This is a genomic window from Nocardioides sp. LHD-245 (genome assembly GCF_030929495.1).
GTDB lineage: Bacteria > Actinomycetota > Actinomycetes > Propionibacteriales > Nocardioidaceae > Nocardioides.
In genome coordinates, this window is the sequence record NZ_JAVFWN010000009.1 from 224,965 (window position 1) to 245,278 (window position 20,314).

Annotated in this window: 19 protein-coding genes; 6 read left to right on the top strand and 13 right to left on the bottom strand. The window is 71.9% G+C overall.

Going from position 1 to position 20,314, the window contains the following annotated elements; genetic code table 11:
* Positions 1-95: 95 nt before the first annotated feature.
* Entirely contained in the window at positions 96-1,301 is a 1,206-nt protein-coding gene (gene hppD / locus RB608_RS14655) for a 4-hydroxyphenylpyruvate dioxygenase (protein WP_308088721.1), read from the top strand.
* On the top strand, positions 1,301-2,578 hold the full coding sequence (locus tag RB608_RS14660; protein ID WP_308088722.1) for a Glu/Leu/Phe/Val dehydrogenase dimerization domain-containing protein: 1,278 nt from the start codon (positions 1,301-1,303) through the stop codon (positions 2,576-2,578). Before hppD ends, RB608_RS14660 begins: the two co-directional genes overlap by 1 nt.
* A gap of 7 nt (positions 2,579-2,585) precedes the next feature.
* On the opposite strand, the gene RB608_RS14665 is transcribed toward RB608_RS14660, so the two are convergent.
* The 11 genes from RB608_RS14665 to RB608_RS14715 all read right to left on the bottom strand — a co-directional run bounded on the left by RB608_RS14665 (position 2,586) and on the right by RB608_RS14715 (position 14,219).
* A complete protein-coding gene (locus RB608_RS14665; RefSeq protein ID WP_308088723.1) occupies positions 2,586-3,758 on the bottom strand; it encodes a thiolase domain-containing protein in 1,173 nt (390 codons plus the stop codon).
* Positions 3,752-5,299, bottom strand: coding sequence for an AMP-binding protein (locus RB608_RS14670; RefSeq protein ID WP_308088724.1), 1,548 nt, complete (start codon positions 5,297-5,299; stop codon positions 3,752-3,754). Before RB608_RS14670 ends, RB608_RS14665 begins: the two co-directional genes overlap by 7 nt.
* 5 nt (positions 5,300-5,304) lie before the next feature.
* On the bottom strand, positions 5,305-5,904 hold the full coding sequence (locus RB608_RS14675; RefSeq protein ID WP_308088725.1) for a carboxymuconolactone decarboxylase family protein: 600 nt from the start codon (positions 5,902-5,904) through the stop codon (positions 5,305-5,307).
* Entirely contained in the window at positions 5,901-6,608 is a 708-nt protein-coding gene (locus tag RB608_RS14680) for an ABC transporter ATP-binding protein (RefSeq protein ID WP_308088726.1), read from the bottom strand. The genes RB608_RS14675 and RB608_RS14680 overlap by 4 nt, the downstream gene beginning before the upstream one ends.
* On the bottom strand, positions 6,601-7,329 hold the full coding sequence (locus RB608_RS14685; RefSeq protein WP_308088727.1) for an ABC transporter ATP-binding protein: 729 nt from the start codon (positions 7,327-7,329) through the stop codon (positions 6,601-6,603). Before RB608_RS14685 ends, RB608_RS14680 begins: the two co-directional genes overlap by 8 nt.
* The gene (locus tag RB608_RS14690) at positions 7,326-8,324 is read right to left on the bottom strand and encodes a branched-chain amino acid ABC transporter permease (RefSeq protein ID WP_308088728.1); all 999 of its coding nucleotides are present in this window, start codon (positions 8,322-8,324) and stop codon (positions 7,326-7,328) included. Before RB608_RS14690 ends, RB608_RS14685 begins: the two co-directional genes overlap by 4 nt.
* Entirely contained in the window at positions 8,321-9,232 is a 912-nt protein-coding gene (locus RB608_RS14695; RefSeq protein ID WP_308088729.1) for a branched-chain amino acid ABC transporter permease, read from the bottom strand. The genes RB608_RS14690 and RB608_RS14695 overlap by 4 nt, the downstream gene beginning before the upstream one ends.
* Before the next feature lie 76 nt (positions 9,233-9,308).
* Positions 9,309-10,622, bottom strand: coding sequence for an ABC transporter substrate-binding protein (locus tag RB608_RS14700; protein WP_308088730.1), 1,314 nt, complete (start codon positions 10,620-10,622; stop codon positions 9,309-9,311).
* Between the two features lie 12 nt (positions 10,623-10,634).
* Positions 10,635-11,435 (bottom strand): cyclase family protein, encoded by an 801-nt coding sequence (locus RB608_RS14705; RefSeq protein ID WP_308088732.1) that lies wholly within the window; start codon positions 11,433-11,435, stop codon positions 10,635-10,637.
* Positions 11,436-11,485: 50 nt separating this feature from the next.
* Positions 11,486-12,454 (bottom strand): fumarylacetoacetate hydrolase family protein, encoded by a 969-nt coding sequence (locus RB608_RS14710; protein WP_308088733.1) that lies wholly within the window; start codon positions 12,452-12,454, stop codon positions 11,486-11,488.
* Between the two features lie 121 nt (positions 12,455-12,575).
* Complete coding sequence (locus RB608_RS14715; protein ID WP_308088734.1) at positions 12,576-14,219, bottom strand: helix-turn-helix domain-containing protein; 1,644 nt, start codon at positions 14,217-14,219, stop codon at positions 12,576-12,578.
* A gap of 96 nt (positions 14,220-14,315) precedes the next feature.
* On the opposite strand from RB608_RS14715, the gene RB608_RS14720 reads away from it, so the two are divergent.
* A complete protein-coding gene (locus tag RB608_RS14720) occupies positions 14,316-14,906 on the top strand; it encodes a helix-turn-helix domain-containing protein (RefSeq protein WP_308088735.1) in 591 nt (196 codons plus the stop codon).
* A 25-nt stretch (positions 14,907-14,931) separates the two neighbouring features.
* Here RB608_RS14720 and RB608_RS14725 read toward each other — a convergent pair whose 3' ends face one another.
* Entirely contained in the window at positions 14,932-15,567 is a 636-nt protein-coding gene (locus tag RB608_RS14725; RefSeq protein ID WP_308088736.1) for a TetR/AcrR family transcriptional regulator, read from the bottom strand.
* Positions 15,568-15,643: 76 nt separating this feature from the next.
* Between RB608_RS14725 and RB608_RS14730 the strand changes: the two genes are divergently transcribed.
* Genes RB608_RS14730 through RB608_RS14740 form a run of 3 tightly spaced genes read left to right on the top strand, consistent with a single transcriptional unit; the run spans position 15,644 to position 18,523 of the window.
* Positions 15,644-17,242, top strand: coding sequence for a FadD3 family acyl-CoA ligase (locus RB608_RS14730; protein WP_308088737.1), 1,599 nt, complete (start codon positions 15,644-15,646; stop codon positions 17,240-17,242).
* 46 nt (positions 17,243-17,288) lie between these two features.
* Positions 17,289-17,771 carry a thioesterase family protein gene (locus RB608_RS14735; protein WP_308088738.1) on the top strand — a complete coding sequence of 161 codons (483 nt, stop codon included), beginning with the start codon at positions 17,289-17,291 and terminating at the stop codon, positions 17,769-17,771.
* Complete coding sequence (locus RB608_RS14740; protein ID WP_308088739.1) at positions 17,768-18,523, top strand: SDR family oxidoreductase; 756 nt, start codon at positions 17,768-17,770, stop codon at positions 18,521-18,523. Before RB608_RS14735 ends, RB608_RS14740 begins: the two co-directional genes overlap by 4 nt.
* Positions 18,524-18,612: 89 nt before the next feature.
* Here RB608_RS14740 and RB608_RS14745 read toward each other — a convergent pair whose 3' ends face one another.
* Positions 18,613-20,286, bottom strand: coding sequence for an NAD(P)/FAD-dependent oxidoreductase (locus tag RB608_RS14745; protein WP_308088740.1), 1,674 nt, complete (start codon positions 20,284-20,286; stop codon positions 18,613-18,615).
* Positions 20,287-20,314: the final 28 nt, after the last annotated feature.

Here is a 20,314-nt window from a genome sequence, read left to right on the forward strand (position 1 = left end):
ACTTGCAGGCACCCAGAAGCGGCAGAAGGGGCCATCTTGCCTAGCTGTAGCTGCGCAGGTTGTGTGGCCGTTCCGCGCTCTGCTGTGCTCCCTGTATGTCCCTCCAGGAGACCCTGACCAGCGAGGAGCGGCTCGCCGAGCTCGACCTCGCCACGCTCAAGCAGCTCGTCGGCCTCGTCGACTACGACGACCGTGCGGACCCGTTCCCGGTGACCGGCTGGGACGCCGCGGTCTGGGTGGTCGGCAACGCCACCCAGTCCGCGCACTTCTTCGTCTCGGCGTTCGGCATGGAGCTGGTCGCCTACTCCGGCCCGGAGACCGGCAACCGCGACCACGTGGCCTTCGTGCTCAAGAGCGGCGCGGTCCGGTTCGTGCTCAAGGGCGGCGTCGACCCGCGCAGCACCCTGCACGACCACCACCGCAGGCACGGCGACGGCATCGTCGACATCGCGCTGGAGGTGCCCGACGTCGACAAGTGCATCGCGCACGCCCGCTCGGTGGGCGCGACGGTCGTCGAGGAGCCGCACGACCTCACCGACGAGCACGGCACCGTGCGGATCGCCGCCATCGCGACGTACGGCGACACCCGGCACACCCTGGTGGACCGCAGCCGGTACGACGGCCCCTACCTCCCCGGCTACGTCGCGCGCACCTCCACCTTCCGGAAGCGGGAGGGCGCGCCCCGCCGGCTGTTCCAGGCGCTCGACCACATCGTCGGCAACGTCGAGCTCGGCAAGATGGACGACTGGGTGGAGTTCTACCGCAACGTCATGGGGTTCACGAACATGGCCGAGTTCATCGGCGACGACATCGCCACCGACTACTCCGCGCTGATGTCGAAGGTCGTCGCGAACGGCAACCACCGGGTGAAGTTCCCCCTCAACGAGCCGGCGATCGCGAAGAAGAAGTCCCAGATCGACGAGTACCTCGAGTTCTACGACGGCCCCGGTGCCCAGCACCTGGCGCTGGCGACCAACGACATCCTCGACACGGTGGACCGGCTGCGCGCCGAGGGCATCGAGTTCCTGGCGACGCCCGACTCCTACTACGAGGACCCCGAGCTGCGGGCCCGGATCGGCGAGGTCCGCGTCCCCGTCGAGGAGCTGCAGAAGCGCGGCATCCTGGTCGACCGCGACGAGGACGGCTACCTGCTGCAGATCTTCACCAAGCCGCTCGGCGACCGGCCGACGGTCTTCTTCGAGTTCATCGAGCGGCACGGCTCGCTGGGCTTCGGCAAGGGCAACTTCAAGGCGCTGTTCGAGGCGATCGAGCGCGAGCAGGAACGACGGGGGAACTTCTGATGGCGACCGACACCGCGCCGGCCGCCCCCGGTGCCGGCATGCTCGAGCTGCTCGGCCGCTTCGAGGCCAAGGCACCGGAGATCGTCTTCGAGTGGCACGACGCCGAGACCGAGGCGAGGGGCTGGGCGGTGATCAACTCGTTGCGCGGCGGCGCCGCGGGCGGCGGCACCCGGATGCGCGCGGGCCTGGACCGCAACGAGGTCGAGTCCCTGGCCAAGACCATGGAGGTGAAGTTCACCGTCTCGGGCCCCGCGATCGGCGGCGCCAAGTCGGGCATCGACTTCGACCCGTCCGATCCCCGCCGCGAGGGCGTCCTGGCCCGCTGGTTCAAGGCCGTCTCCCCGCTGCTGAAGACCTACTACGGCACCGGCGGCGACCTCAACGTCGACGAGCTGCACGACGTCATCCCGCTCACCGAGCGCTACGGCCTGTGGCACCCCCAGGAGGGCATCGTCAACGGCCACTTCGCCGCCGACGAGCGCGAGCTGGTGCAGCGCGTCGGCATGCTGCGCCTCGGCGTCTCCAAGGTCGTCGAGGATCCGCGCTACACGCCCGACCGGGACCGCAAGTACACCGTCGCCGACCTGGTCACCGGGTGGGGCGTCGCCGAGTCGGTCGTCCACTACTACGCGACCTACGGCGCCGACCGCGGCCAGCAGCTCGCCGGCAAGCGCGTGATCGTCCAGGGCTGGGGCAATGTCGGCTCCGCGGCCGCCTACTACCTCGCGCAGGCCGGAGCCCGCGTGGTCGGCATCATCGACCGCGACGGCGGCCTGATGAACGCCGACGGCTTCACCGCCGACGAGGTGCGCGCGCTCTTCCTGGCCAAGGAGGGCAATGCACTGCGCGCCGACGACCTCGTCCCGTTCGATGCGCTCGACGACGCGATCTGGGACCTGGGCGCGGAGATCTTCCTGCCCTGCGCCGCCTCCCGCCTGGTCTCCGCCGAGCACGTCAAGCGGCTGGTCTCCGGCGGTCTCGAGCTGATCTCCGCCGGCGCCAACGTCCCCTTCGCCGACCCGGAGATCTTCTACGGGCCGACCTACGAGTTCGCGGACCAGCACGTCGCGGTGATCCCCGACTTCATCGCGAACTGCGGCATGGCCCGGACCTTCACCCTCCTCATGGAGGGCATCCCCGAGGTCTCCGACGAGGCCGTCTTCGGGGACGTCTCCCGGACCATCCGGGGGGCCCTGGAGAAGTGCCACGCGCGCTCGCCGTACCCCACGTCGGTGGCGGCCACCGCCTTCGAGATCGCCCTCGACCAGCTGGTCTGAGCCAGCGCTACAGCGCGGCCAGCACCGACACGTGGTTGGCCACCGCGAGACCGCCCATGTTGTGCACCGCACCGACCCGGGCGTTCTCGACCTGGACACCCGGGAAGGTGCCGGTCAGCTGCATCGCGACCGACACGTGCTGGGAGACCCCGGTCGCGCCGACCGGATGCCCCTTGGACTTGAGTCCGCCCGAGGGGTTCACCGGCAGCGCGCCGCCGGGGAGCACGGTGCCCTCGTCGAGGGCGCGCCGGCCCGCGCCGCGCGGGGCGAGGCCGAGCACCTCGTAGAGCTGGAGCTCGGCGATCGTGAAGCAGTCGTGCAGCTCGACGAGGTCGAGATCGGCCCGGCTCATCCCGGCGTCCGCGAGCGCCCGCTGCCAGGCGAGCTCGGTGGCCGCGAACGCGAGCGGGTCCCGGCGCGCCGTCGGCAGGTGGTCGTTGGCGAAGGCCCAGCCGGCCACCCGGACCGCGTCGTGCCGGCGGGAGGTGGGCCGGCGGCCGAGCACCAGCGCCGCCGCGCCGTCGGAGACCGGTGAGCAGTCGGTACGCCGCAGCGGCTCCGCGACCATCGGGTTCCGGTCGGAGGTGGTCGAGCAGAACTCCGCCCCCAGGTCCTTGCGCAGGTGCGCGAAGGGGTTGGCCGCGGCCAGCCGGTGGCTCTTGGCGGCGATCGCGCCGAGGGTGTCGCCCACCGGGCCGTGCCGCTCCTCGTAGGCCCGCGCCACCTCCGCGAAGAGACCGGCGAAGCCCGTCGTCGAGGTGGTGCCCGCGGCGTCGTAGTCGGCGCCCAACAGCGCCGCGCCCACCGTCTCCGGCGGCAGGCCGGTCATCTTCTCCGCGCCGATGACCAGCACGTGCTCGGCCCGGCCGGACAGCAGCTGGGCCAGGCCGGTGTGCACCGCCGCCGACCCCGACGCGCAGGCGTTCTCGACCCGCAGCGCGGGCACGCCGAGGAGGGCGTCGTCGATCTGGAGCGCCAGCGACGACGGGAAGCCGAGCGGCTGCAGGCCGGAGTTGAACTGGCCGAGCACGACCAGGTCGACCTGCCCCGGCTCGATCCCGGCGTCGAGCAGCGCCGCCCGGCCCGCCTCGACGACCAGCGACTCCAGCGTCGCCTCCGCGTGCTTGCCGAACGCCGTGTGACTCCACCCGACGACCAGCGCCTCGTCCCTGCTCACCATCCCGGCCAGCCTCCTCGCAGCTGCTTCTTGTCGATCTTCCCGACGACCGTCGTCGGGAGCGTGTCCACCAGCACGACCGCCTTCGGCCGCTTGTACGTCGTCAGCCCCTGCCGCGCCGCGGACCTGATCGCCGCCGTGGTCACGTCGGGATCCACCGGCCCGTCGGGCACCACGAACGCGACCACGGCCTCGCCCCAGTCGGGGTGCGGCACCCCGGCCACCGCGACCTCGCGCACGCCGGGGACCCGGGCCAGCACCTGCTCGACCTCGCCGGAGTACACGTTGAGGCCGCCGGTGATGATCATGTCCTTCTTGCGGTCGACGAGGTGGAGGTAGCCGTCCTCGGTCAGGTAGCCGAGGTCGCCGGTGTGCAGCCAGCCGTCCCGCAGCGCCGCGGCGGTCTCGTCGGGACGGGCCAGGTAGCCCTCCATCGTGTACGGCGAGCGGGCGGTCACCTCGCCGACCTCGCCGGGCCCGCGGGGCGTCCCGTCCTCGCCCACGACCCGGACCTCGGCCATCACGACCGCCTGCCCGCAGCTGGTCAGCCGGGACGCGCCCGCCGGGTCCAGCCGGTGGTCGTCGCGACGCAGCCGGGTCAGGAAGTTGGGTGCCTCCGACTGGGCGTAGAGCTGCATGAAGACCGGGCCGAACAGCCGCAGGCCCTGCTCCAGCCGGTCGGACGTGATCGGCGCGGCGCCGTACAGGATGGTGCGCAGCGAGGACGTGTCGGCGGGGTCGACCTTCCCGCGCTCGACGACGGCGTCGATCAGCCGGTAGATCATGGTGGGGACGAGGAAGAGGTAGGTGACCCGGTCCCGCTCGATCCGGTCGACGACCGCCTCGACGTCGAAGCCCTCCTCGAGGAGCACCGTCGCGCCCTTGGCGAGCGCCGCCTGGAGCAGGAAGCCCGCGCTGTGGGGCAGCGGCGAGGTCAGCATCAGCACGTCGTCGGCGGTCAGCTCCATCTCCACGAGGTGGGAGAGCAGGTTCATCGCGATGCCGCGCTGGGTGTGGACCACCCCCTTGGGACGCCCGGTGGTGCCGCCGGTGTACATGAGCAGCGCCCGTGCCGGCGCCGGCACGGCGGGCAGGTCGGTGAGCGGCGGGTGGTCGAGCGCGCCCGCCCAGTCGTCGGCGGCACCCCCGACGACCAGCAGGCGCGGCGGGTCGCCGGCGCCGCGGACGACGGCGAGGAGGGCGTCCGCCCGGCGGTGGTCCACCACGCACAGCACGGCCGCGGAGTCGGCCAGGATGTGGGCCTGCTCCTCGTCGGACAGCATCATGTTCATCGGGACCTTCGCGGCGCCGAGCAGTGCGAGCGCGAGGTCCGCGACGACGTACTCGACCGTGTTGGGCAGTGCGAGCGCCACCGGGGAGCCGGGGCCGATGCCCCACGTGCGCAGGCGTCCCGCCAGCCGGCGGGCCTGATCGTCGAGCTGGCGATAGGTCCAGGTGCGCCCGCCCGCGACGACGGCACGGCGGTCGCCGTACCGGGCCAGGGCGGGGAGCAGGTAGTCCCGCAGCACGGGATCGGTGGGCATCTGCATCATCCTTCCGAGAGCGTCGGGACGGTCCCGACCCGCGCGACCCGCATCGCCATGGCCAGGGCGCGGTAGAGGCCGACGAGCCACACGACCTCCTGCAACCGCGGCCAGCCGAGCTGGGTGAGGGCGTCGTCGAACGCGTGCGGCGCCAGGTCGCCGTGCACGCAGAGGTCGTGGGCGACGGTGCGCACCACCAGGTGCGCGCCCGACGCGCAGGGGCGGCCGTCCCGGATCGCGGCGACGACGTCCGCGGGCGCGCCCGCCCGCCGGGCGAGCGGCTCGTGGCCGTCCCTCATGTAGGCGCAGTCGTCGAGCGCGGCGACGACGAGGATGACCAGCTCGCGCTCGGCCGCGGTCAGCGCGCCGTCCCGGAACCGGCCGGCCAGGGCGAGCACCGCCTCCCCGACCAGCGGGCTCGCGGCCATCAGGTCGAAGGGCCCGGACAGCCGGCCCTCGGCGTCGACGGGATCGATGCCGAGGCCGGCGCCGGCCCAGTCGTCCCGGACCCGGGCGACGAACGCCCGCTGGTCGCCGGACAGCGGGCCGGCCGTCGTCCAGGGTGCGCGGCCGAGCAGCGCCGGGGCGGGCGGCGTACCGGTCACTGCTCCCCCAGGTACGCCGAGCGGACCCGGTCGGAGCGGAGCAGCTCCTCGCCCGTCCCCTCGAGCACGATCTGGCCGTCGGCGAGGACGTAGCCGTGCTCCGAGAGACCGAGGGCGCGATGCATGTTCTGCTCGGCCAGCAGCACCGTCACGTCCTGGGCCGCGATGGTCTCGATGACGTCGAAGACCTGCGCGACGACGATCGGGGCCAGGCCGAGCGAGGGCTCGTCGAGGACGAGCAGCCGGGGCCGCGAGACCAGGGCCCGCCCGAGGGCGACCATCTGCTGCTCGCCGCCCGACATCGTCCCGCACAGCTGGCGGGAGCGCTTGCGCAGGATCGGGAACAGGTCGAGGGCGAGCTCGATGCCGTCGTCGGAGCGCCGGCGCGCGGCGGGGTGGTGCAGCCCGAGCCGGAGGTTGTCGCGGACCGTCATCTCCTTGAACAGCCGCCGCCCCTCGGGGGCGATCGCCATCCCCAGCGCGGGACGGTCCGCCGCCGAGCGCCGGGTGATGTCCTCGCCCTCGAGCAGGATCTGCCCGGACGCAACCGGCTGCATGCCCAGCAGTGCCTTGACCAGGGTGCTCTTGCCGGCGCCGTTCGAGCCGATGAGGGACGCCGTCGTCCCCGCCGCCACGTGCAGGCTCACGCCGCGCAGGGCCGCCGCCTCCCCGTAGTTGACGACCAGGTCCCGTACCTCAAGCATCGACCGGTCCTCCCAGGTAGGCCTCGATCACACGAGGGTCGTTGAGCACGTCGGCCGGAGTGCCGTCCGCCAGGTTCTGTCCCTGGTTGAGCACGTACATCCGGTCGGCGAGGGTGGAGACTGCACGCACGTTGTGCTCGATGTAGATCACCGCCATGCCGCGCTCGCGCAGGCTCGCGATCAGCTCCATGCCGAGCGCGGCCTCGCTGGGGTTGAGCCCGCCGAGCACCTCGTCGAGGAGGATGAGGGCCGGGTCGAGCGCGACGGCGCGGGCGATCTCGAGGAACTTCCGCTCGTGCAGGGTGAGCGAGTCGACCGCGTGGCCGGCGTGGGCCGCCAGGCCGACCGCCTTGAGGACGTCCCGCGCCCGGTCGAGGGCCGCGGCCCGGCCGGTGGCGTGGCGCCCGAACATCGACGCGGTGGCGACGTTCTCCTCGACCGTGAAGGAGCCGAGGGGGCGCGGGACCTGGAAGGTCCGGGCGATGCCGGCGTGCGCGCGGCGGTGCGCGCTCGCGCGGGTGATGTCCCGCCCGTCGAACTCGATGGTGCCGGCGGTCACCGGCAGGGAGCCGGCGATCGTGCTCAGCAGGGTGGTCTTGCCCGAGCCGTTGGGCCCGACCAGTCCGACGATCTCGCCGGCGGCGACCTCGAGGTCGACCTCGCTGAGGGCCTTCACCCCGCCGAAGCGCTTGGTGACGCCACGACAACGCAGCAGGCTCATCGCGCCCCTCCTTCCAGTGCCGGTGTCCGCCGCCGGGTCCCCCATCGGCGCGGGATCGCGCCGGACACGCCGTGCGGCAGCAGCGCGATGACGACGACGAGCGCGCCGCCCAGGATGATCTGGGAGAGCTCCGGGGAGCCGAGGTCGAGCAGTGCCTCGCGCAGGATCACGACGGACGCCGCACCGATGAGCGGTCCCCACCAGCGGGTGATGCCGCCGAGGATGGTCATCATGATGACCAGCAGCGGGATGTTCAGGCTGAACACGGCCCCGACCTCGACGTACCCCAGGTAGATCGCCTGCGGTGCGCCGGCCAGGCCGGCGAGCGCCGCGCTGACCACGAAGGTGAGCACCTTGTAGCGGTAGGTCGGTACGCCGAGCGACTCGGCGACCTGCTCGTCGTCGCGGATCGACCGGAGCGCGGCACCCCAGCGGGTGCTCGACGTGGCGATGGCGACGCCCGCGGTGAGCACGGCGAGGCCGACGGCGATCACGAACAGGTGCCGGGTCGACGAGCCGGCCCACGAGCCGACCACGTGCTCGCGGACGAAGACACCGGTGCCACCGTCGAGGAAGGCGACGTTGGACACCACCGTGACCACGATGAAGGCCATGGCGAGCGTGATCAGGCCGAACAGGTCGCCGGAGAACCGGGACGACGCGAAGACGGCCAGTCCGACCACGAGGGCCAGCGCCCCGGCGGCCAGGCCGGCCACCAGCAGCGCCACGACGAAGGGGGCGTCGCTGTGCCGGAAGACGGCCGCCGCGGCGTACGTCCCGATGCCGAAGAAGACGCCGTGACCGAAGCTCGCGTAGCCGGTGTTGCCCGAGAACAGGCCCCAGCTGAGGGCGAGCACGATCCAGGTGACGAACTGGAAGCCGAACGCGATGACGAAGTCAGACCCGAACGCGGGGACGGCGACGACGGCGACGACGGCACAGCCCGCGACCGCGGCGAACTGACGCCACAGGGCGAGGTCGCGCAGGTCGTTCATGCGGTCCTCCCGGAGGTGATGCGCTCGCGCGCGAGGCGGGTGAGCGGCTGGAGGGCGAGGAAGAGGAAGAGCACGCCGAAGGTGACGGCCGGCGCCCACTGTGGCGGGAACCAGAGCGACCAGGCGTTCTGGATCATCATCAGCACGACCGCCGCGACGAGGGCGCCGAGCGGACGACCGAGGCCGCCGAGCATGGTGGCCACCACGACGACGCCGATCCACTGCAGCGGCAGCGTGGGCGTCAACGGCATCCGCAGACTGACCACCATCCCCGCGACGGCCGCGGTGGCCGCGGCCAGGCCGGAGACGGCGAGCGTCAACGGGAGCACGCGTACGCCGAGGGTCTCGGCGATCGCGGCGTCCTGGCGCATCGCCTGCACGGCGCGCCCGGCGCGGGTGCTGCGCAGGGCGTACGTCGCGAGGCCGACCATGAGGGCCGCGCAGACGAGTGCGACCAGGTCGATCGGCTGGACCGCCAGCCGGGGCAGCGGGTCGGGGAGCCGGATGCTCGTCGTGAAGCCGTCCGCGAGGAGTGGGCGGAGGTTGAGCAGGTCCGGGCTCCAGATCATCGACACGACGCTCTCGGTGACGATGAACAGCGCGAAGGTGATCAGCAGGGTCGTGAAGGGCTGGGCGTCGATCAGATGGAAGAGGTACTGGACGCCCACGCCCACCACGAAGAACGCCGGCACGGTGACCGCGAGGGTGAGGAAGGGGTCCCACAGCAGCTCGGTCACCAGGCTGTAGGTCAGGTAGGCGCCGAGCAGGGTGAGCGAGAGGTGGAAGAAGTCGGCCACCCCGAGGTGGCCCCACTTGACGCTGAGGCCCAGCGCGATGCTGCCGAACAGGCAGCCGAGCAGCGCTCCGTTGAGGAGTGTCTGGGCGAGCGCGAGCGAGGAAACGGACATGGAGGTCTCCCAATCGGTCCGGTGGTCGGTCCGGTGGTGGGCCCCGCCTCGGGACCCACCACGACGGCGCGGCGGATCAGGGGTTGTAGTCGAGCTCGGCGCCGGCGACGTCCTCGGGCCAGACCAGGACGCGCTTGCCGTCCTGGACCTGGGCCACCCGGTTGATGTCGATGCCGTAGTTGTTGAACCCGTCGAAGTTGAGCGTCCCCACGACGGTGTCGACCTCGTGGGCGTTCAGCCACGCGATGACCGCCGCGTTGTCGAGGCCGCCCTCGGTCATGCCGGTGAGCAGGATCTGCCAGGCCGCGAGGCTGGCCGCCGCCTGGGTCTCGACGAAGGGGAACAGGTCGTCCTTCTGGGCGACCTCGCTGTAGGCCTTGGTGAAGTACCGGGCGACCGGGGTGTCGCCGAGCGGCGGGTTGTCCTCGTAGATCGAGGAGATCATCATCCCGTCGGCCTTGTCCCCCAGCGCGGCGACGGCGGCCGGCGCCGGCAGCGAGACGTAGATCGACCGCGGCTCGTAGCCGATGGCGTCGAAGGCCTGGTAGAGGTTCGTGACGTCGGCGCCGATGCCGCCCAGGTAGACCAGGTCGGGGTCGGCGTTCTGGATCCGGATCGCGATCGAGCTGAAGTCCGTGGTGCCGAGGTCGTACTCGACGTCACCCTCGATCGTCGTGCCGGCGCCCTCGAGCGCCGCGACGACCGAGCCGCGGTAGCTCAGCGTGGTGGGGAACTTCGCCGTCGCGAAGAACGCCGACTCCGGCGGGTTGCCGCTGGACTCCAGGGCGTCGAGCAGGGTCTGCGCCTGGGCGTCGAACATCCGCTCCGGGTCGTCGACGCCACCCATCTGCCAGGCGGGGAAGTGGTTCTCGCCGATCAGCTTGTCGGGCGCACCGTTGGTGGCGGTGGGGTACGCGTAGCCGGCACGGGTGACCGGGCCGGCGCCGGCGAGGGTCGCCGCACCGCCGTACGGGCCCATCACGAAGTCCACCTTGTCGCCGATCAGGCGCTCGTAGTTGGAGGTCACCGTGGCCGGCGTCGACTGGTCGTCGATCACCTTCCACTCCAGCGGGCGGCCGTCGATCCCGCCGCAGTCGTTGACCCAGTCGACCACGAGGTCGGCGACCTCGTCGTGGAGGGTGCCGGTCGGCGCGAGCGGGCCGGTGAGGCTGAGCGAGCCGCCGACGACGATGGGCTCGCCGGTGGGCGGCGTGCCCTCGGTGCACTCCATCCCGGCGATCGGCGCGACCAGCTCGGCGTCGGGGATGTCGGCGACCCTGTCATCGGCCGACTTGTCGTCCTTCACGACACCGCCGCAGGCGGTGAGCAGCAGCCCGGCGGCGGCACTGAGGGCGAGCCCGCGCACGGCGGGCCTCGAGGCGTGGAACATCGTGGTCTCCAGTCAGTTGTCGAGGAAGCCGACGACCCGGCACGGCGAGGCGCTGGTCTTCGGGAGCTTGATCGGGAAGAAGCCGACGTGGAAGCCGGTCAGCGGCAGCGCCTGCAGGTTGTCGAGCTGCTGGATGATGAAGGCCTCCTTGTCCGCGATAGCGAAGTGGCCGTCCCACAGCTCCTTGGGGTCGCCGCTCGCCTCGTAGGCCGCCTTCATCACGGGGAACGGGCGGTCCCAGGCCATCGCGTCGGTGCCGAGGATCGTGGCGCCGAGTCCGGTGAGGTAGCGGGTGCCGTCGCCGTTCATGCCCGGGTAGTTGAAGAACTCCGGGTCGGCCGGCGTGTAGCGCTCCTGACCGGTACGGAGCAGGAGCGCGTCGCCCTGCCGCACCTCGCGGCCGGTGGCCGCGATCGCCTGCTCCAGCGCCTCGATGGTGATCGCCTCGCCGGGCGCGGCCCAGGGGCGGACGTCGAGCACCATGCCCGGGCGGTACAGCTCGGACAGGTCGATGTCACTGATCGTGCGGGCGGGCTTGCCCTCGATCAGGCTGCCGCTGTGGAGCGGCGCGTCGACGTGGGTGCCGCAGTGGGTGTTCATCTCGGTCAGCCAGTCCTCGCCCCAGCCCTCGCCATTGGGGAGGTGCTCGGCCGGGCAGCCGAAGATGTCCATGGTGCGCTGGAGACCCTCGCCGCCCGGCGCGAGGTAGTGGATCTTCGGGGCGAGCACGGCGGCCAACGGCTCGTAGGCCGGCGGCACCATGTCGCGGTAGGCGGGGTCGAGGGTGCGGGAGAGGTCGACGATCGTGGTCATGTCTGCATGCCTTTCGAGCCGGTGGGTCAGCTGGGTGGTCAGCTGGTGGGTCAGTAGGGGAGCTGGACGCGGTTGCGGAGGATGCCGATGCCCTGGACCTCGAGCTCGACCTCGTCGCCGTCCTTGAGTCGCTTGCCGATCTCGACCGGGCTGCCCGACATCACCGTGCCGGTGCCGAGCACGTCGCCCGCGTGGACGGTGCGGTTGCGGGAGAAGTGCGCGATGGCCTTCTCGAAGGAGTGGTGCATGGTCGAGGTCGAGCCGTGCGACCAGACCTCGCCGTTGACCCGGGCCGTCATCTCGAGGTCGTACGGCGAGCCGAGCTCGTCCGGCGTGACGATGCAGGGCCCGAGCGTGTTGGAGCCGTCGAAGTCCTTGCCGCGGGAGGGGCCGAGCTGCGACTCCATCACGACGCTCTGCAGGTCGCGGCAGCTCCAGTCGTTGAAGATCGTGTAGCCGAAGATGACGCCGGCGGCGTCCGACTCGGCCACGTCGCGGGCGGTGTGGCCCAGTACGGCGGCGAACTCGAGCTCGTAGTCCAGCTGCCGGGTCTCGGCCGGGGCGACGATCAGGTCGCCCGGTCCGCTCACCGCCGTGTGGTCGGCGTTGTAGTAGATGACCTCCCGGGAGAACACCTCCGGGGTGTCGAACTTCCCGGTCGCCACGAGGCGCTCGTACTCGGCCTCGGGGTCCGCGGCCTCGGCCGCGATCGAGCGGGCCATCCCGCGGAAGGCCGGCTGGAGGTGGGCGATGAAGAGCGAGCAGTCACGCAGGCGCGGCGGGTTCGGGAGCGGTGCCCGCAGCGTCACGTCGTCGAGGGCGTGGACCGCGTGCGCCGGGTGGGAGTCGCACAGGTCCCGCGCGTCCTCGACGCCCGCGTCGCCGGACCGGACCAGGTCGAGCATCGAGGCGAACCGCGGATCGCCCTCCGCCGCCCGGGTCAGGCTGATCGCGGTGTCGCCGGCGAGGGCGCCGACGTGGGTCGCCCCGTCCGTCGTGGTGAATGTGATGAGCCTCAAGGTGACCCTTCCTTCCATCGGGTGGGATCACCTTCACGGCCGTGACGGCCGTCACCTAGAGCGTCGCCCGACAGAATCCGGCGGCTCGGGTGTCACGGCGTGCCAGCCGTCGTGGGAGTGCTCAGGCACCCGTGAGCGCGGCACTCAGCGCGTGCATCCGCAGTGCCGTCTCGAGCCGGAACCGATGGTCGACGTCGCGCATGTCGACCCCGAGCACCTCCTCGATCCGCGCGACCCGGTTGCGCACTGTGTTGTAGTGCACGTGCAGCGAGGCGGCCGTGTCGGGCAGGTGTCGGTCGTGGGCGAGATAGGTCCGCAGGGTCGGGACGAAGTCGGTCCCCCGCCGCTGGTCGAGGTCGAGCAGCGGGCCCAGCACGTCACGCACCATGGTCTCCAGCTGGGCCGCCGGCAGGCTGGCCATACCGAGGATGCCCAGCTCGTGGGCGGTGACCACGGAGCCGGCCGCCGAGCCGACCACCGAGCCGCGGATCGCCAGCTCGCAGGCGGCCCGCGCCTCGTCGTACGACGTCGAGAAGTCGAGGAGGTCGGCGCAGCTGCGGCCGAGCCCGACCGTCCAGCCGCGCCGGGAGCGGGCGATGAGGTCGGCGAGCTGGGCCCGCACCCGCGGCGCCGGCCGCCCGGTGGGCGGCAGTACCGCGACCGCGCGGCCGGCACGCTCGAGCGTGACCACCCCCGGGAAGACCGTCCGCAGCTGCGAGTCGAGGTCCGCGCGGCCCACGGGCTCGTGCTCCCGGCTGCCGGCGACGAGGACCTGGGCACCCGGGCCCAGGTCGATGCCCATCATCGAGACCCGGGCCCGGAACTCCTCGGGGTCCCCGATCCGGCCGCTGAGCAAGCCGTCGAAGAGCTCGCCGTTCAGCCGCTCCGCCGTCCGCTCCCGCTCCCCCGCCCGCAGCACCTGCAGCCGGAACAGGCTGATGCACAGGTCGACGAAGGCCTGGCGCTGCTCGTCGGGGTCGCGGGTGTCGATGACCACGACCGTGAGGCCGCCGCAGTCCGCCAGCTCGGTGCGCCGGATCACCCGCGCGTTGCCCTGGCGCAGGTCGCCGGCCGCGCGGACGAGCGTCCCGTCGCCCTGGCGCAGCTCGACCCGGCCGCCGATCTCGCGGGCGAGCAGGTCGAGCGAGCCGACCGGATCGGTGTGGGTGGCGAAGCCGTTGGCCAGGTCGGCGCAGGCGCGCTGCTCCCGGGTCGCGCGCTCGGCACGCCGCTCGGCGGCCTCGGCACGTTGCCCGCGACGCCCGTCGACGTCGAGCTGGTGGAGGCGCACGCCGAGGTCGTGAGCGATCTCCTCGAGCAGCTCGACCTCGGTGTCGGTCCACGGATAGGGGTGCCGGTGCGCGGCGTACAGGACGCCGAGCAGGGAGTCGGCCACGAGGAGCGGGACGATCAGGGTGGCCTGGATCCCCTCGTTGTCGATGAGGCGCTTGAGCAGGGGCACCCGCCGCGAGTCGTGGCGGTAGTCGCGGCTCATCTGGGGCCGGCGCTCGAGCGCGACCCGGCCGCCGATGCCCTCGCCGATCTTGAGCCGCCAGGCCGCCGCCATCTCGGTCGACGCGACGCCGTGGTGCGCGCCCATCACCAGGTAGTCGCCCTCGACCAGCCCGGCCCACGACACCGGGCAGTCCAGGACGGCGGCCACGTGGTCGGCGGCCAGCTGCAGCGCCTGGGTGGGGTCCTTCGCGGCGAGCAGCCAGCGCAGGTACTGGGCGGAGGACGGCGGCGACAGCAGGTCCACGCTCACGACGATTCCTCCTCGCATCGGCATACAAAGTTGTACCCGAGTTCAACCTCTGGCAGTGTACGCAGCGGGAGCCGCACCTGTCACGAAAGGCATGCGATGGCATCCGAGCCCGTCACCGCCCGCGCCCGCCGGGTCGGCCAGCGGCGCGACCGCGTCTTCGACGCCGCGATCGAGCTGTTCGTCGAGCAGGGGTACGACGCGACGACGATGGACGACATCGCCGTGCGCGCCGACGTCGCGCGCACCTCCGTCTTCAACTACTTCGAGCGCAAGACCGCCTTCCTCGACGAGTGGTCGGCCAGGCGCCGGGCCCGCGCCTTCCACGCGACGCCCCGCGAGGCGGGCGGCTCGCTGCGCGACGAGCTGGCGTCGATCACCCGGGAGCTGGCCGCCATCAGCGACGCCTCCCGCGTCGCCACGACGGCGATCATCGGCGCTGCGCTGCGCGAGCTCGACCTGCTGGACGACCATCCGCTCAGCCACGAGTTCCTCGCGGTCATCGGCCGGCACCGCGAGGACCTGCGCGACGACGTCGACCCGGGCCTGGTGGGCCTCACCCTCGCGACGGGCTACTTCGCCGTGCTCCGCGCCTGGATCGGCGCGGGTCCCCCGCCCTTCGACCTGACGACCCGCCTGCTCGCGCTGCTCGACCTGCTCCTCGACGGCGCCAGCCGGCCCGCCTCCTGACCGGCGAGGCTCGGCGCGGCGCGGCTCAGGAGGCGATCAGGCCGCCGTCGAGCATGGTGAGGTACTGGTCGGCGAGGGTGGCGTGCTGCAACCGGCCGCGCGGGTCGTACCAGCGCACCGTCGACCACACGCCGTCGCGGATGAAGCGGTACGTCGTCGTCGGCTCGAGCTCGGAGCGGAAGTCGCCCGAGGCGATGCCCGCGCGGAGCACGTCGAGCCACACCTTCTCGACCTCGCGACTGGCCTTGGTGACGAACGAGAACTCGGGCGTGCTGCCGAGGAAGTTCGCCTCGTTCTGATAGAGCGCGACCGCGTGCGGAGTGCGGTGGATGGTCTCGAAGGAGCTGCGCACCAGGCCGTCGAGCGCAGCCCGGGGGCTGTCCGCCTCGTCCGCGATGGACCGGAACTGCCGGAGCAGGCTGCCCATGAAGTCCTGGAGGATCTCGGTCAGCATCTCGTCCTTGGACGCGAAGTGGTGGTAGAGGCTGCCGGACAGGATCCCCGCCTCGACGGCGATGTCGCGGACCGTGGTCTGCGTGTAGCCGCGGGAGGCGAACATCTCGGCGGCGATCGCGAGCAGCTGGGCGCGCCGGGCGGAGCCGGTGCCGGCACCGGCATTCTTCTTGCGGGCGGTGGCGGCGCCCCCCTTGGTGGTGGCCATGCCTCGATCCTCTCCCACGGTTGCGCCTACGATACCTAACAAGCACTTGGTTAAGCGACGAGCGGAAGGGCCGCCGATGACACCCACCACGATGCCCGCCCTGCTGGAGCGGGCAGCGGCGGCCCACGGGGACCACCCGGCCATCGTCGACGGAGACACCATCATCACCTACGCCGGGCTACGGGACCTCGTCGTGGCGGCGGCCCGCGGCTACCGGGCCCTCGGGGTCGAACCGGGTGACCGGGTGGCGATCTGGGCACCCAACCGGGCCGAGTACCTGGTGGCGCTGCTCGGCGCCCAGCAGCTCGGCGCGTCCGTCGTCCCCCTCAACACGCGCTACCGCGGTCATGAGGCCCGGGTCGTGCTGCAGCGATCGCGCGCGGCCGTGCTGGTCGTGTGCGACGGCTTCCTCGGCACCGACTACTCCGTGATGCTGGCCGAGGCGGGGAGCGACGGCCCGTCCGGCGCCGAGCCGGGACCGGTCGTGGCGGGGCTGCCGCACCTGCGCGCCGTCGTCGACATGAACGCCGCCGGCCGGCCCGGCACCGTCGCCTGGGCCGACTTCCTCGCGGCCGGCGAGCAGATCCCCGTGGCCGAGGTCGAGCGGCTGGCGGCCGACGTCACTCCCGACACGGTGGCCGACATCCTCTTCACCTCCGGCACGACCGGCCTGCCCAAGGGGGTGATGAGCGCGCACCGCCAGACGATCGGCACCGCCGAGGTCTGGGCGCGGGGGGCGAGCCTCGGCGAGCGCGACCGCTACGCGATCGTCAACCCGTTCTTCCACTCCTTCGGCTACAAGGCCGGCGCGATCGCGTGCCTGACCGCGGGGGCCACCATCCACCCGGTCCTCACCTTCGACGCCGAGGCACTGATGCAGCTGATCCAGGACGCCGCGATCACCGTGCTGCCGGGGGCGCCCACGATCTTCATCACCCTGATCAACCACCCGCGACGCGGCGAGTTCGACCTGTCCTCCCTGCGCTTCTCCATCGCCGGGGCGGCCAGCGTCCCGGAGACCCTCTTCGAGCAGATGCAGGAGGTGCTCGGCTTCGACGAGGTCGCCCAGGCCTACGGCCTCACCGAGTGCGTCGTCGCCACCCGGTCGCGGCCCGGCGAGGACCCGCGCCACATCGCCGAGACGACCGGGCCCGGCGTCGACGGCATCGAGGTCCGCGTCGTCGACGAGGCGGGTGCCGACGTCGCCACCGGGGCCGACGGCGAGATCTGGCTGCGCGGCGCCAACGTGATGCTGGGCTACTTCGAGGACCCCGAGGCGACGGCCGCGGCGATCGACCCCGACGGCTGGCTCCACACCGGCGACGTCGGCCGGCTCGACGAGCACGGCTGCCTCAAGATCACCGATCGGATCAAGGACATGTTCATCGTCGGGGGGTTCAACGTCTACCCGGCCGAGGTCGAGAACACGCTGGCCGCGCACCCGGCGGTGATGGAGAGCGCCGTGGTCGGCGTACCGGACGAGCGGATGGGCGCGGTCGGCCGCGCCCATGTCGTCCTGCGACCCGGCGCGAGCGCCACGGCCGACGAGCTGGTCGGCTGGGTCCGCGAGCGGCTGGCCAATTTCAAGGTGCCGCGTGAGGTGGTCCTCGTGACCGAGCTGCCCCGCAACGCCAGTGGCAAGGTGCTCAAGACCGACCTGCGCGCCGACGCCTGACGGTCGGCACCGCCGGCTCGACCAAGCAAATGCTAGGTTGAGTTTCGTGGAGAGGGACACCCGTGTCGCGGACGGTGGGACCGGTCCGGCGCTGCACGCGACCACCCTCCGACTCGGGTACGCCGACACCGACCCGGCCGGGATCCTCTACTACGCCGCATGGTTCCCGTGGATGGAGCGCATGCAGAGCGAGTGGTTCTGGCTCAACGACCTGCGCCAGGACGAGCTGAAGCAGCGGCACGGCTTCTGGACGGTCACCGCGCACACCGCCTGCGACTACCTCGCGGCCGTCGGCCTGTTCGACGAGATCCGGCTCGAGCTGCGGCTCGGCACGGTCGGGCGACGCTCCTTCGAGATGCTCCACCGGATGGTGCGGACGAGCGACGACGAGGTCGTCGCCCGCGCCCGGATCCGGATCGTCACGGTCTCCCCCGAGCTCGGCTCGGTCGACCTGCCACCCCTGCTCCGCCGTCACCTGGACGCCTGGGCGCGCGGCGCCCGCTCGACTCTCCCGGAGGTCACCCCATGACGAGTCCCGACGGCTACGGCCTCACCCTCATCACCGGCGCGAGCGGCGGCATCGGGCAGGCGGTCGCCCGCCGGCTGGCCGCCGACGGTGCGTCGCTCGTGCTGCTGCACCGGCGCACCGCGCCCGACGCCCTGGTCGCCGAGCTCGGCGACCGGGTGCGCGCCAGCGGGTCCTGCGATCTCGCGGACCCCGACGCGACCGCGGCGCTCGTGGGGTCACTGGTGGCCGAGCACGGCGACATACGCACCGTCGTGCACACCGCCGGACCGCACGTGCCCATGGTCCATCTGTCGCGGGTCACGCCCCGGCAGTTCGCCGAGCAGGTCGACCAGGACGTCGTGGCCTTCTTCAACCTCGCCCACGCCGTCCTGCCGACCCTGCGGCGGACCCAGGGCTCCCTCACGGTCGTCACCACCGCCGCGACCCGGCGCTATCCCGTGCGCGACGGACTCTCCGCCGGACCGAAGGGAGCCGTCGAGGCACTGGCCCGTGGCCTGGCGGCCGAGGAGGGCCGGTTCGGCATCCGGGTCAACTGCGTGGGCCCCGGCATGCTGACCGACGGGATGGCGGAGCGGCTGATCGGCTCCGGCGAGCTGGACGAGCAGGCCCTCGACGTCGCCCGCGGCAACATCCCGCTGCGCCGCTTCGGCACGGCGGTGGACATCGCCGAGGCGGTCGGCTTCCTCGCCAGCGACCGTGCCGGCTTCATCTCGGGACAGAAGCTGGACGTCGACGGCGGCTACGGGGTCTGAGCCCGGGCCTGCGCGCGGCGCAACTACCGAATTCGTCGTCCGGACCGCCTCGGCGGAGCAAAGAAGGTAGTTGCGTCGCGCACCAGGCCTCAGCAGACCGCCGGTGCCACCTCGCGCGCGGTGCGGAGCTCGAAGCTCGGGTAGCCCTCGTCGATCTCCTGCTGGAGCCGCCTCCGGTAGCGCGGCGCGCCGCCCAGGTAGACCATGACGCGCGGCTTGTCGTCCCGGTCGAGGTTGATGTTGTGCCCGTTGAACCACGACTTCGAGTGGGCGAGCAGCAACAGGCTGTTGATCTCCCGCACGTGCTCGACCCAGGCGATCTCGGCCTCGCGCCGGCCCTCGACCCGTACGACGTCGTTCGCCTCGATGTGGCGCACGGTCTCGGTCATCCAGTTGACGACGTCCTCGATGCCGCGGGGGAAGTTCGCCGTCGCCGATCCGGACTGGGGTCCGACCAGCATGAAGAGGTTGGGGAAGTTCGTGACCTGGACCCCGACACAGGTCTCGGGGCCGTCCTGCCACTGCTCCTTGAGCCGCACGCCGTCGACGCCTCGGAAGTCGATCTTGTCGAACGGTCCGGTGACCGCGTCGAAGCCGGTCGCGTAGACGATCACGTCCAGCTCGAGGTCGCGCACGCCACCGTCGGCGAGGTCGAGGCGGATCCCGGTCTCGGTCACCTCTCGGATCGGGTGGGCCATCAGGTCAACCAGCTCGACGTTGTCCTGGTTGAAGACCTCGTAGAAGCCGGACTCGCCCGCGACCCGCTTGTTGCCGAAGCCGTGGTCCTTCGGGATGAGCAGCTCGGCGACCTCGGGGTCCTCGACCCGCTGACGGATGCGGTCCGCGACGAACTCGGAGAGCTCGCGGTTGGGCCCCGCCTCCATCATCGTGTCGCGGTAGTTGCCCATGTAGAGCGCCGCCCCGTGGCCGTTGTCGTAGAGGTCGTTCCAGTGGCGCAGCCGCTCCTCACGCGTGACATCCGTGGAGAGGACCCGGTCGGGGCGATGCACGAAGCCGGCCGGCGTCTCCTTGCACCACGCGAAGATCTCGTCGTACGACGCCCGGAGCCGGGCCATCTCCTCGGGCGTGATCGGCTCGTTGCCGAGCGGCGCGCACCAGTTGGCGTCACGCTGCAGCACCGTGAGCTGCTCGACCTTGTCGGCGATGTCGGTGATGACCTGCACGCCGCTGGCCCCGGTGCCGATCACGGCCACCCGCTTGCCGGTGACGTCGAGGTCCTCGGGCCAGTCGAAGGTGTGGGTCTCCACGCCGCCGAAGGTGCCGAGCCCGGCGACCCGCGGATAGGTGGGCACCGACAGCAGGCCCATCGCGCACAGCACGAAGCGGGCGCGCAGCTGCTCGCCGTCGGCCATGGTCACCAGCCAGTGCAGGCCGTCCTCGATCCACTCGGCGCGCTCGACACGGGTGTTGAGGCTGATGTGGGGGTGCAGGTCGAAGCGGTCCGCGACGTGCTCGAGGTAGGAGAGGGTCTCGGGCTGCGCGGCGAAGCGCTCCTTCCAGTCCCACTCGTCGAGGAGCTCCTGGGAGAAGGAGTACTGGTAGGTGTAGGACTCGGAGTCGAACCGGCACCCCGGGTAGCGGTTGTTGTACCAGGTCCCGCCGAGACCGGCGTTCGCATCGACGACCCGCACCGACACCCCGAGCTCGAGCAGCTGGTGCAGCTGGTAGAGCCCGCAGACGCCGGCGCCGATGATCAGGTAGTCGAGACCAGGCGTCGGCTGCCGGTTGGTCTGGATGGTCATGGTCGGTTCTCCTCTATAGAATCAAGCG

Bases quoted from the DNA above. Each gene is read 5' to 3' on its own strand.
- RB608_RS14700 (WP_308088730.1), bottom strand. From the start codon at position 10,622: ATGTTCCACGCCTCGAGGCCCGCCGTGCGCGGGCTCGCCCTCAGTGCC.
- RB608_RS14725 (WP_308088736.1), bottom strand. From the start codon at position 15,567: ATGGCCACCACCAAGGGGGGCGCCGCCACCGCCCGCAAGAAGAATGCC.
- RB608_RS14740 (WP_308088739.1), top strand. From the start codon at position 17,768: ATGACGAGTCCCGACGGCTACGGCCTCACCCTCATCACCGGCGCGAGC.
- hppD (WP_308088721.1), top strand. From the start codon at position 96: ATGTCCCTCCAGGAGACCCTGACCAGCGAGGAGCGGCTCGCCGAGCTC.
- RB608_RS14730 (WP_308088737.1), top strand. From the start codon at position 15,644: ATGACACCCACCACGATGCCCGCCCTGCTGGAGCGGGCAGCGGCGGCC.
- RB608_RS14665 (WP_308088723.1), bottom strand. From the start codon at position 3,758: ATGGTGAGCAGGGACGAGGCGCTGGTCGTCGGGTGGAGTCACACGGCG.
- RB608_RS14745 (WP_308088740.1), bottom strand. From the start codon at position 20,286: ATGACCATCCAGACCAACCGGCAGCCGACGCCTGGTCTCGACTACCTG.
- RB608_RS14705 (WP_308088732.1), bottom strand. From the start codon at position 11,435: ATGACCACGATCGTCGACCTCTCCCGCACCCTCGACCCCGCCTACCGC.
- RB608_RS14660 (WP_308088722.1), top strand. From the start codon at position 1,301: ATGGCGACCGACACCGCGCCGGCCGCCCCCGGTGCCGGCATGCTCGAG.
- RB608_RS14720 (WP_308088735.1), top strand. From the start codon at position 14,316: ATGGCATCCGAGCCCGTCACCGCCCGCGCCCGCCGGGTCGGCCAGCGG.
- RB608_RS14695 (WP_308088729.1), bottom strand. From the start codon at position 9,232: ATGTCCGTTTCCTCGCTCGCGCTCGCCCAGACACTCCTCAACGGAGCG.
- RB608_RS14685 (WP_308088727.1), bottom strand. From the start codon at position 7,329: ATGAGCCTGCTGCGTTGTCGTGGCGTCACCAAGCGCTTCGGCGGGGTG.
- RB608_RS14680 (WP_308088726.1), bottom strand. From the start codon at position 6,608: ATGCTTGAGGTACGGGACCTGGTCGTCAACTACGGGGAGGCGGCGGCC.
- RB608_RS14670 (WP_308088724.1), bottom strand. From the start codon at position 5,299: ATGCCCACCGATCCCGTGCTGCGGGACTACCTGCTCCCCGCCCTGGCC.
- RB608_RS14690 (WP_308088728.1), bottom strand. From the start codon at position 8,324: ATGAACGACCTGCGCGACCTCGCCCTGTGGCGTCAGTTCGCCGCGGTC.